This is a genomic window from Streptomyces novaecaesareae (assembly GCF_000716875.1).
In the GTDB taxonomy this organism is placed as follows: domain Bacteria; phylum Actinomycetota; class Actinomycetes; order Streptomycetales; family Streptomycetaceae; genus Kitasatospora; species Kitasatospora novaecaesareae.
Genome location: NZ_JNWQ01000038.1, coordinates 112,246 through 122,775, shown reverse-complemented (window position 1 = coordinate 122,775; position 10,530 = coordinate 112,246). Strand labels below are relative to the sequence as shown.

The following is a 10,530-nucleotide window of genomic DNA, read 5'->3' as shown; positions in this document are numbered from 1 at the left end:
ACCGACGACACCCCACCGCCGCTGCCCCGCCGGAGCCACCGGCGCGACCGCGCCCACCGCCCCGCCCAGCACGCCGCTCCCCCACCGCCTCCCGCGCCGCCGTACCGCTCGGCCCGGGACGCACAGGCGTTCATGGCGATGTTCCAGGCCGGGACCGCCAGCGGCCGATCGGCCGCCCGGGCCCAGGCCCAGTTCGACCCTTCCCTTCCCCCGTCCCCCCGACTTCCCCAGCGCTCCGGAGAGTTCCATGACCACCACCCCTGATCTCGGCTGGCTGCTCGCCGACATCATCGCCGTCCCGCAGGTCCAGCACGCCGTCGTCGTCTCCAACGACGGGCTGGAGATCGGCCGCAGCACGGGCATCGCGCGCGAGGACGCCGAACGGCTCGCCGCCGCCTGCTCGGGACTGCAGTCGCTGGCCCGCGGCGTCGCGACGGGTTTCGGCGGGCCGGGCAGCGCCACCCGGCAGATCATCATCGAGTACGGCGGCGGCTACCTCTTCATCGTCGCCGCCGGGGCCGGGGCGCACCTGGCCGTGGTGACCGCCGAGGCGGTGGACGCCGGCCTGGTCGCGTACCAGATGCAGGTCCTGGTCGAGCGGATCGGCAGCCACCTCACCAGCCCGCCGCGGGTCGACCACGCGGCGGGGGGCCACCGGTGAGCGGGCCGGTCCGGCCGTACGTCATCACCGGTGGGCGCAGCCGCTCCACCCGGGCCGAGCTGGCCCTGGAGAGCCTGGTCAGCGCGTTACCCGAGCCGCCGGAACTGCCCGACCACGCGCTGCTGAACCGGGAGCACCGGCGCATCCTCGGGCTCTGCCACAGCCTGCTGTCCGTCGCCGAGGTGGCAGCCCACCTGGGGCTGCCGCTCGGCGTGGTCAAGGTGCTGGTCGGGGACCTCTGGGACCTCGGCGCCGTGCAGGTGCTCCCGCCCGTTCCGCAGGCCGAACGCCTGCCCGCAACCCTCCTGGAAGAGGTGCTCGTTGGCCTCCGCCAACTCCGCTGAAGCCGCCCCCGAGGCCGCCGGGTCCATCGAGGCCGCCGGGTCCGCCGACGGGCCGCAGTACCTGCCGCCCTCGGTGCAGGGCGCGGTCAAGATCCTGGTCACCGGCCCGTTCGGGGTCGGCAAGACCACCCTGGTCGGCTCGCTCAGTGAGATCACCCCGCTGCGCACCGAGGAGACCATGACCACCGCCAGCAGCGGCGTCGACGACCTCACCGGGCGCACCGGCAAGACCACCACCACGGTCGCGCTGGACTTCGGCCGGATCACGCTCAACCCGCGGCTCGCGCTGTACCTGTTCGGCACGCCCGGGCAGCAGCGGTTCTGGCCGCTGTGGGACGACCTGTCGCGCGGCGCGCTCGGCGCGATCGCCATGGTCGACCTGCGCCGCCCGGACGAGAGCTTCGACGTCCTCGGCCGGCTGGAGGAGCAGCGCATCCCGTTCGCGGTGGCGGTCAACACCTTCCCGGACACGCCGAGTTACCCCGAGGAGGAGCTGCGCTCGGCACTGGACCTGCTGCCGGACGTACCGATCCTCTTCTGTGACGCGCGCGACCGGCGGCAGTCCTACGACCTGCTGATCGACTTCGTCGACCACCTGCACCGCAACTCGATCCTGGAGCTGCAGGGATGAGCGCCTCCGACCCCGGTGCCTTCGGCCCGGCCGGCCCCACCCTCCCGGCCGGCCGCGGCTGCCCGGTCGCCCACGGCGGCGGGCCAGGCCACGGCGGCGGCCTGCCCGTCGGCGTCCCGCTGACCCCGCTGTACGGCCAGGCCGTCGCCGAGGACCCGCACGGCCTGTACGCCCGGCTGCGCGAGCGCTACGGCCCGGTCGCACCGATCGAGCTGGAGCCCGGCGTCGAGGCCTGGCTCGTCCTCGGCTACGCCGAGATGCTCGAACTCACCCGCAACGAGGCGCTGTTCTCCAAGGACTCGCGCCGCTGGCGGGTGCCCGCCGAGGGACGGCTGTCGGCCGGCTCCCGGCTGCTGACGATGACCTCCTGGCGCCCCACCCTGCTCAACCTGGACGGCGCCGAGCACCAGCGGCTGCGCTCCGCCGTCTCGGACACCCTCGCCCAGATCGACCACCACCAGCTGCGCGGGACCACCGAGGCCGCCGCCAACGGCCTGATCGACAGCTGGGGGCCGGACGGCACCGCCGACCTGATCGCCCAGTACGCCCGGGCGCTGCCGCTGCGGGTCTTCACCCAGCTGGTCGGCCTGCCGGCCGAGGCCGGGCCCCGACTGGTCGAGCTGATCAGCCACTTCGTGGACAGCAGCGCGGAGTCCCAGCGCGCCGGCGCCGAGTTCCAGGCGATCCTGGTCGACCTGGTCCGGCGCCGCCGGGCCGAGCCCAGCGCCGACCTCACCTCCTGGCTGCTCGCCCACCCCGCCGGGCTGACCGACGAGGAGGCGGTGCACCACCTGGTGGTGCTGCTGGTCGCGGGCAACGAGACCTCGATCAACTGGACCGGCAACACCCTGCGGCTGCTGCTCACCGACCGGCGCTTCCGGGCCACCCTCACCGGCGGCCGGCTCACCGTCTCCGACGCGCTGGAGGAGGTGCTCTGGCGCGACCCGCCGACGCAGAACTTCCCCGGCCGCTGGGCCACCGGCGACACCGTGCTCGGCGGCCAGTACATCAGCGCCGGCGACATGCTCGTCCTCGGCCTGGCCGCGGCCAACGCCGACCCGGCCGCCCAGGGCGTCTCCGCCGCCGCCCAGGGCTCGCTCGGCGGCAACCGGGCGCACCTCGCCTGGGGCGCCGGGCGGCACGTCTGCCCGGCCCAGCACCCGGCCCGGATCATCGTCGAGACCGCCGTCGAGACCCTGCTGCACCGCCTTCCCGACCTCCAACTCGCCGTCCCCCCGAGCGAACTGGCCTGGCGCCCGTCCCCGTGGTCGCGGGCCCTGACCGCCCTGCCGGTGTTGTACAGCGCCTTCACCCCGCCCCGCCCGCCTGCCCCCGAGAGGCCCGCATGGACACCGCCGTCGACACCCCCGGAGCCCGCCCCGAGCCCATCCGGCTCGACCCCTTCGGACAGGACCAGCACGGAGAGAACGCCCGGCTCCGAGCGGCCGGCCCCGCAGTCCTGGTGGAGCTCCCTGGCGGGGTGGTGGTCTGGGCGGTAACCCACCACGACGCCCTCCAGTCGCTGCTGACCGACCCCCGCGTCGGCAAGGACGCCCGGCTGTGGACGACCTTCCGCGAGGGACGGCTGCCGGAGGGCTGGCCACTGCTCAACTTCATCTCCGTACCCGGCATGGTCACCGCCGACGGCGAGGACCACCGGCGGCTGCGCGGGCTGGTCTCCCAGGCCTTCACCCCGCGCCGGATAGCCGACCTGGCCCCCGCGATCGAAGCCCGGACGATCGCCCTGCTGGACGAAGTCGCCAAGCTGGAGGGCGAGTTCGACCTGAAGCAGCACTTCGCCTACCCGCTGCCCATGCAGGTGATCGGCGAACTGCTCGGCCTTGCACTGGAACAGCAGGACGAGCTGCACGAGCTGTCCGACACCCTGGTCTCCAGCTCGGCCACCCCTCAGGCGGCCCTGGCCGCCCAACGGGACCTGAACGCCCTGCTCGCCTCGGTGGTGGCGGCCAAGCGGGCCGAGCCGGGCGACGACCTGACCACCGACCTGATCGCCGCCCGCGAGGCCGGCCACCGCCTCGACCAGCAGCGGCTCAGCGAGGCCGAACTGGTCGGCACCCTGCTGCTGATGCTGGTCGCCGGGCACGAGACCACGCTCAACCTGATCAGCAACGCGGTGCGCGCCCTGCTCGCCCACCCGGACCAGCTGCGGCTCGTCCTGGACGGCACCGTGCCGTGGTCGGCGGTGGTCGAGGAGACGCTGCGCTACGACGCTCCGGTCGGGCAGTTCCCGCTGCGCTACGCGATCGAGGACATCGAGGTCGGCGACGTGGTGATCCGGCGCGGCGAGGCGCTGCTGGCCTCGTACGCGGCGGCCGGGCGCGACTCCGGGCACTACCCCGACGCCGACCGCTTCGACCTCACCCGGCAGCCCGCCCGGCACCTCTCGCTCGGCCACGGCCCGCACTTCTGCCTCGGCTCCGGGCTGGCCCGGCTGGAGGCCGAGACGGCGCTGCGGCACCTGTTCGCCCGCTTCCCCGGGCTGGCCCTGGCCGAGGGGCGGACGAACGAGCCGATCGCGTCCTTCGTCAGCAACAGCGTGCGGACCCTGTGGGTGACGGTCGACGGCTCCCGGTGACCTGAGGACGGCCGGGTCGTTCGGCAGTGCATGACGAACCACGGCACGAACACCCACCGCGCACGGAGCCACGGCATGCGCGACCACGGCATGCGCAAGCTCGCCACCCTGGCCGCCCTCACCATGGCGGGCCTCGCCATGGCCGCCCCGGTGGCCTCGGCCACCAGCCAGACCGCCTCCTCGCCGGACGCCACCGGCGGCCTGACCGACGGCCTCAACCTGTCCCCCGCCGACCTCGCCCTGCAGACCGCGGGCAAGCTCCCGGTGGTCGGGCACACCGCCAACGAGGTGGAGGCCGTCGGCACCAACCAGATGAGCCACCCCGGGCTCAGCGGGCAGATCGGCTGACGCGGACCGGGCCGCCGGCGGGGACGGGCCCGGGCGGCCGGCCGACCCCCGTCCGGCCGGCCGCCCGGGCCCTGGGCTCAGGGCTCAGGGCCCGGGGCTCAGCCCGTGAAGAGCCCGTTGAGCTCCGGGTAGGTCAGCCCGCCGTCGAGGGCGGTGTACGTGCCGCTCCCGTACACCTCCTCGGCGGCCCGGCGGACGGCCGCGTAGGCCACCTTCGCCAGGCCCGGGCCGAGGCTGATCCGGCCGACGCCGAGCTTCGCCAGTTCGGCGACCGACGGGGAGCCGGTCCCGGCCAGCACGTTCAGCGGCACGGGGACGGCCGCGACCAGCGCGGCGATGGTCTCCGGGTCGGCGACACCGGGGACGAACACGCCGTCCGCGCCCGCCTCGACGAACGCCCGCAGCCGGCGGACCGTCTCGTCCAGCCGGTCCTCCGGGGCGCCGTGCCCGTACAGGAACACGTCGGTGCGCCCGTTGACGAACAGCGGGACACCGGCCGCGTCGGCCGCCGCCCGGGCCGCCGCGATCCGCTCGGCGGCCTCCGCCACCGGGCGCACCTCGTCCTCCAGGTTCACCCCGACGGCGCCGGTGGCGAGCAGCGCGGCGACCGTCTCACCGACCCCGGCGGCGGTGTCCGCGTAACCGTGCTCCAGGTCCGCGGTGACCGGCAGGTCGACCGCGCGGACCACCTGGGCGGTCCGGGCCAGCACCTGCTCGCGGTCGGCGCCGCCGCCGTCCGGGCTGCCGAGCGACCAGCAGACGCCCGCGCTGGCCGTGGCCACCGCCCGCGCCCCGGCGACGGCCACCAGCCGGGCGGAGGCCGCGTCCCACACGTTGGCCAGCACCAGCGGATCGCCCGGGCGGTGCAGCTCCCGGAACAGCCGGGCCTTCTCCTGCTGCGTCGTCATGTCCCCGTTCCTCACTTCGCGGCCGGGCTCATGCGGGTGCTCACGCCGATCCGGTTCCAGGCGTTGATGGTGGCGATCAGCGCGACCAGCTGGGCCAGCTCCGCCTCCTCGAACTGCTCGGCGGCCTGCGCCCACACGGCGTCCGGCACGTGGCCCTGGGTCAGCAGGGTGACCGACTCGGTGAGGGCCAGGGCGGCGCGCTCACGGGCGGTGAACCAGGGGGTCTCGCGCCAGGCCGGGAGGGAGAGCAGGCGGTGCTCCCGCTCGCCCAGCTCGCGGGCGTCGGTGGAGTGCTTGTCGATGCAGTAGGCGCAGCCGTTGATCACCGACGCGTGCAGCTTGACCAGCTCGACGATCACCGGGTCGAGGCCCGTCCGGGCGGCCTGGTCCACGGCCACCATCGCCTGGTAGTAGGCGGGGGCCAGCTTCCCCAGCGGGAGGCGCTGGGCCGGGGCGGGCACGTGGGCGTGGATCCCGTCCGTCGTCGTCGCGGTCTCGTTCGTCGTCGTCATGGCTGCCAGCCTAGGCAGCCGGTGGCCCAGCGGCCTGGTGCATTCGGCGCCCGGTTCCTTGGGCCACTTCCGGTGCGCGAACAGCCGTGCGAGGATCGCTGGCAGGACGAGGTCAGGGGGAACACGGTCGTGTGCACGGCATTCGTCAGCATCGAACCCGGAGCGGCGGTACCGGTACTGCTGCTCTCCGTCCGGGACGAGTACCTGGGGCGCGCCTGGCTGCCGCCGGACCACCACTGGCCGGACCGGCCCGGGCTGCTCGGCGGGCTGGACCTCGCGGCCGGCGGCACCTGGCTGGCCGTCGACCCCGCCCGGCGGACCGCCGCCTGCCTGCTGAACGGCTTCGGCCCGCTCGCCCCCGCCGACTCCCGGCTCACCCGGGGCCAACTGCCGCTCACCGCCGTCACCGAGGGCGGCATCGGCCACCTCGACCTCACCCCGTACGACCCCTTCCACCTCGTCCTGGCCCGGCCGGACGGCGCCGCCGTCGCCAGCTGGGACGGCCGGCGGCTGGAGCAGCACGAACTGCCCGCCGGGCTCAGCGTGGTGCTCAACGACGGGGTGGAGGGCCTGGCCGCCAACCGCTCCGCCTCCGAGCGGATCAGCGCGCTGATGGCCTCGCGCGCCGACCACTTCCGGGCCCGCTTCGCCGCCGCGCCCCGGCCCGAGCCGACCGGCGACGGGCCGGCCGCGCAGGCCTGGGGCGCGTGGCTGCCGATCGTCACCGGCGACGGACTGGCGCTGGACGAGGACGCCGCGCTGGTCCAGCGGCGGGACTTCGGCGACGGGCGGACCTGGGGCTCCTCGTCGATCTCACTGCTCGCGCTCGGGCCGGACGGGCTGCGCTACGACTTCGCGGCCGCGCCGGTGGGCGGGGCGGGCTGGCAGCGGGTCGCGGCGGACTGACCGGGGCGCGGGCCGGCCGACGGCGCCGGTGAGCGGCGGCACCGGTGGCGGTGGCGGCAGCGGCGGAAAAGGACTTGAACCTGACGCTGCGGGAGGCGGCATCCTGGCGTGCGCCAAGCCGAAACCGAGCCTCCGGGAGCCGCCGTGCACCGCCTGCCCGCCGTCCTGACCGTCGCCCTGCCGCTGGTGGGCGCCCCGCTCGCGGTGACCGCCGTCGTGCTGCTCGGCGACGCCGCGCACCGGGCCGTCCCGTCCACCACCGTGCTGGCCGCCGCGGCAGCCGCGTTGATCGCCCATCTCGGCCCCGGTGTCCCGCAGGCGTACGGTCGGTGAACTTCTGACAGCGGGGCTGCCGAACGTCTACATGCCCGTAGTAGCTTCGCGGAGGCCCCCGGAATCGGCCGGCCGCCCACCCCCGAGCGAAGGTGCGCGATGTCCACCCTGACCTACCCGGAAGCGATAGGCGTCGGCCTGCTGCAGGGTGTGACGGAACTCTTCCCGGTCTCCAGCCTCGGCCACAGCATCCTGCTGCCCGCCCTGATCGGCGGGAAGATCCAGCACGACCTCGACATGACCGCCGAGGGCTCCTCCTACCTCGCCGCGCTGGTCGCCCTGCACCTGGCCACCGCGCTCGCGCTGGTCGTGTACTTCTGGCAGGACTGGGTCCGCGTCGTCGGCGGCCTGTTCAGCTCGATCCGCCACCGCCGGGTGGAGAGCCGCAACGAGAAGCTCGCCTGGCTGCTCATCCTCTCCACCATCCCGGTCGGGGTGGCCGGCCTCGCCCTGGAGAAGGCGCTGCGCAACGCGCTCGGCAAGCCCGTCCCGGCCGCGGTCTTCCTCGCCCTCAACGGGCTCGTGCTGCTCGGCGCCGAACGGCTCAAGCGCGGCGGCACCGGCCGCCGCCGGGCCGGGCACGCCGCCCCCGTCGACGAGCCCGGTATGGACCCGGCGGTCGCCTCCGACCACCGGCTGACCAGGCTGGGCTACGGGCAGGGCGCCTGGATCGGCGCCGCGCAGATCCTCGCGCTGTTCCCGGGCATCAGCCGCTCCGGCGTCACCATGAGCGCCGGCATCCTGCGCGGGCTGCACCACGAGGACGCCGCCCGGTTCTCCTTCCTGCTCGCCACCCCGGTCATCCTGGCCGCCTCGGTGCTGAAGGTCCCCGAGCTGTTCAAGCCGGAGAACTCCGCCGTGCTCGGCCCCGTCCTCGCGGGCAGCGTCGCCGCGTTCGCCGCCGGGTACGTCTCGGTGCGGTTCCTCACCAAGTACTTCGAGACCCGCAGCCTGACGCCCTTCGCGGTCTACTGCTTCCTCGCCGGCGTCGGCAGCGCGGTCTACCTGTCGCTCTGAGCGCTCAAGCCTTCGAGAACTCGCCCAGGATCCGGGCGAGTTCGGCCGGCCGGGAGAACATCGGCCAGTGCCCGGTGTCCAGCTCCACCAGCCGCCAGTGGCCGTCCGCGACCAGCCCGGCGACCACCGGCGGCGGCTCCGGCCAGTCCAGCAGGCACTTCACGTACACCCCCGGGAGCGCGCTCAACGGGCCGTCCAGGACGGCCGGTTCGGTCAGCGAGGGGCCCGGGTGCGGGGTGGCGCCGCCGGTGATCCGGGCGATCTGCCCGGTCGTCAGCCCCTGCCCGGCGAACTCGGCCGACGGCAGCGGCGGCCACCAGCCCCCGTGGGCGGCGAGGTCCGCCCGCAGCGCGGCCGGCTCCGGCATCCGGTCGGCGAAGGACTCGCCCGCCACCGGCACGTTGGCGTCCACCAGGACCAGCCGGGCCAGCCGGTCGCCGATCCGCTCGGCGGCCTGGCCCACCGGGATGCCCGAGTAGCTGTGCCCGACCAGCACGACGTCCCGCAGACCGAGCCGCTCCACCTCGGCCACGATGTCCGCCACGTGCTCCTGCTGCCCGGCGGGCGCGCCCCGCTTCTCCGCGAGCCCGGAGAGCGTCAGCGGGTACGCCCCGTGCCCGGCCGCGCGCAGCTCCGGCACGACCTCGCTCCAGGCCCAGGAACCGAGCCAAGCGCCTGCCACCAGTACGAAGTTCGCCATGGACGGCACGGTAGCGCGCGGGTGTGACAGTGCGCCCGGGAGGAGGCGGGGAACAAGCCTGGCGGGGGCCGGCCCGGGCGCCACCCGAGCCGGCCGGTGGGGCGGCTCAGGCCTTGAGGCCCAGGGCGGCCAGGCGGGTCGGGTCGGTCAGGATGTCCATGGCGGTGATGCGGCCGTCATGGATGGTGAACGACATGACCGACAGCGTACGGCCGTCGCCGAAGGACACCACGCCCGGCGAGCCGTTGACCAGGACCAGGCGGCCGTCGGCGGCGAAGCGGGCGAAGGTGATCGCCTGGGAGGCGACCTCGGCCGCACCGCGGCGCAGCGCGCTCGGCACCAGCGTGCCGCCGTCGGACCGGGCCACCACCTCCGGGTCCAGCACCGTCAGCAGCGCCTCGAAGTCCCCGCCCCGGGCGGCGGACAGGAAGGCCTCCACCACCTCGCGCTTGCGGGAGTTGTCGGCGTCCGCGGCCGGGGTCGCCCCCTGGACGCGGCGGCGGGCGCGGCTGGCCAACTGCCGGGTGGAGGCGGAGGTACGGCCCAGCACCTCGGCGATCCCGTCGAAGGGCACCTCGAACATGTCGTGCAGCACGAAGGCCACCCGCTCCGCCGGGGAGAGCGTCTCCAGGATCACCATCAGCGCGATCCCGACCGAGTCGGCGACCAGGATCTCGTGCACCGGGTCCAGCGTCGCCAGCCCGCTCACCACCGGGTCCGGCAGCCGTACCTGCCCGTCCTGCTCGGGCAGCGGCTCCTCCCGGCGGGAGGTGCGGGAGCGCAGCTGGTCCAGGCAGATCCGGCCGACGACCGTGGTGAGCCAGGCGCCGAGGTTGCGCACCTCGCTCACGTCGCTGCGGCTCAGCTTCAGCCAGGCCTCCTGGACGGCGTCCTCGGCCTCGGCGATCGACCCGAGCATCCGGTAGGCCACCGCGCGCAGTTGGGGGCGTTCCGCCTCGAAGCGCTCGGCCAGAAAACTCTCTCCGGTCACCTGTCACATCCTCGCGTCGCGATCCGTCGGTTCGATGAGGGACGCTAACCGACGAAAGAGGAGCCCCCGGTGACCACCACCCAGACTACTGCCCGCATGAAGAACCCCGCCATGGTCCTGCCGGACGCGACCAAGGGCATCCAGACCATCTACCAGGCCATGTACCGGGGCGGCGTCGCCCCGCAGCTCCTGGAGCTGGTCCACCTGCGGGTGAGTCAGATCAACGGCTGCAGCGCCTGCGTGTTCTCGGGCGTCCAGGGCGCCAAGCGGCACGGCGAGACCGACGAACGGCTGCACGCGGTGGCCGCCTGGCGGGAGGCACCGTTCTTCACCGACGAGGAGCGCGCCGCCCTCGAACTCGCCGAGGCCGCCACCCGGATCGCCGACCGCTCGGGCAAGGCCGTCCCGGACCCGGTCTGGGACGCCGCCACCGACCACTTCACCGAGGAACAGCTCTCCGCGATCATCCTGATGATCGGACTCACCAACCTCTTCAACCGCATCAACACCACCATCGAGGAGCCCGCCGGCACCACGTGGTGACAACAAGCCCGGGCGGCCGCTCCCCGCGCGAGAATGGGGC

The 10,530-nt window shown here is 74.6% G+C and carries 14 protein-coding genes and 1 pseudogene; 11 read left to right on the top strand and 4 right to left on the bottom strand.

Translation table 11 applies throughout. The features are described from left to right. The 7 genes and pseudogenes from OP86_RS37470 to OP86_RS16975 form a co-directional block, all read left to right on the top strand. Window positions 1-264 (top strand): annotated as a pseudogene (locus OP86_RS37470) (hypothetical protein); the annotation flags it as partial. Beyond that, window positions 248-661: a roadblock/LC7 domain-containing protein gene (locus tag OP86_RS17000; RefSeq protein ID WP_030059539.1), complete on the top strand. Its 414-nt coding sequence runs from the start codon at window positions 248-250 to the stop codon at window positions 659-661. The pseudogene OP86_RS37470 and the gene OP86_RS17000, both read left to right, overlap by 17 nt. Beyond that, entirely contained in the window at window positions 658-1,005 is a 348-nt protein-coding gene (locus OP86_RS16995) for a DUF742 domain-containing protein (protein ID WP_030059538.1), read from the top strand. Before OP86_RS17000 ends, OP86_RS16995 begins: the two co-directional genes overlap by 4 nt. Before the next feature lie 25 nt (window positions 1,006-1,030). Next, window positions 1,031-1,636, top strand: coding sequence for a GTP-binding protein (locus OP86_RS16990; RefSeq protein WP_030059537.1), 606 nt, complete (start codon window positions 1,031-1,033; stop codon window positions 1,634-1,636). Then, complete coding sequence (locus OP86_RS38110; protein ID WP_234434779.1) at window positions 1,633-3,135, top strand: cytochrome P450; 1,503 nt, start codon at window positions 1,633-1,635, stop codon at window positions 3,133-3,135. Before OP86_RS16990 ends, OP86_RS38110 begins: the two co-directional genes overlap by 4 nt. Next, window positions 3,099-4,232: a cytochrome P450 family protein gene (locus OP86_RS16980; protein ID WP_245231781.1), complete on the top strand. Its 1,134-nt coding sequence runs from the start codon at window positions 3,099-3,101 to the stop codon at window positions 4,230-4,232. Before OP86_RS38110 ends, OP86_RS16980 begins: the two co-directional genes overlap by 37 nt. A 75-nt stretch (window positions 4,233-4,307) precedes the next feature. Beyond that, window positions 4,308-4,580, top strand: coding sequence for a hypothetical protein (locus tag OP86_RS16975; protein WP_157849756.1), 273 nt, complete (start codon window positions 4,308-4,310; stop codon window positions 4,578-4,580). Window positions 4,581-4,678: 98 nt separating this feature from the next. On the opposite strand, the gene OP86_RS16970 is transcribed toward OP86_RS16975, so the two are convergent. Next, window positions 4,679-5,488 carry an isocitrate lyase/PEP mutase family protein gene (locus tag OP86_RS16970; RefSeq protein WP_030255551.1) on the bottom strand — a complete coding sequence of 270 codons (810 nt, stop codon included), beginning with the start codon at window positions 5,486-5,488 and terminating at the stop codon, window positions 4,679-4,681. A gap of 11 nt (window positions 5,489-5,499) precedes the next feature. Then, window positions 5,500-6,000: a carboxymuconolactone decarboxylase family protein gene (locus OP86_RS16965; RefSeq protein ID WP_030059532.1), complete on the bottom strand. Its 501-nt coding sequence runs from the start codon at window positions 5,998-6,000 to the stop codon at window positions 5,500-5,502. Between the two features lie 129 nt (window positions 6,001-6,129). On the opposite strand from OP86_RS16965, the gene OP86_RS16960 reads away from it, so the two are divergent. The 3 genes from OP86_RS16960 (at window position 6,130) to OP86_RS16950 (ending at window position 8,256) form a co-directional block, all read left to right on the top strand. Beyond that, window positions 6,130-6,906 carry an NRDE family protein gene (locus tag OP86_RS16960; protein WP_033332148.1) on the top strand — a complete coding sequence of 259 codons (777 nt, stop codon included), beginning with the start codon at window positions 6,130-6,132 and terminating at the stop codon, window positions 6,904-6,906. 144 nt (window positions 6,907-7,050) lie between these two features. Further along, entirely contained in the window at window positions 7,051-7,239 is a 189-nt protein-coding gene (locus OP86_RS16955) for a hypothetical protein (RefSeq protein ID WP_030059530.1), read from the top strand. Between the two features lie 99 nt (window positions 7,240-7,338). Further along, window positions 7,339-8,256 carry an undecaprenyl-diphosphate phosphatase gene (locus tag OP86_RS16950; protein WP_030059529.1) on the top strand — a complete coding sequence of 306 codons (918 nt, stop codon included), beginning with the start codon at window positions 7,339-7,341 and terminating at the stop codon, window positions 8,254-8,256. Between the two features lie 4 nt (window positions 8,257-8,260). Here OP86_RS16950 and OP86_RS16945 read toward each other — a convergent pair whose 3' ends face one another. Beyond that, on the bottom strand, window positions 8,261-8,956 hold the full coding sequence (locus OP86_RS16945; protein ID WP_030255544.1) for an alpha/beta fold hydrolase: 696 nt from the start codon (window positions 8,954-8,956) through the stop codon (window positions 8,261-8,263). Window positions 8,957-9,062: 106 nt separating this feature from the next. Then, entirely contained in the window at window positions 9,063-9,947 is an 885-nt protein-coding gene (gene sigJ, locus OP86_RS16940) for an RNA polymerase sigma factor SigJ (protein ID WP_030059527.1), read from the bottom strand. 96 nt (window positions 9,948-10,043) lie between these two features. Between sigJ and OP86_RS16935 the strand changes: the two genes are divergently transcribed. Further along, window positions 10,044-10,490: a carboxymuconolactone decarboxylase family protein gene (locus tag OP86_RS16935; protein WP_030059526.1), complete on the top strand. Its 447-nt coding sequence runs from the start codon at window positions 10,044-10,046 to the stop codon at window positions 10,488-10,490. Window positions 10,491-10,530 lie beyond the last annotated feature (40 nt).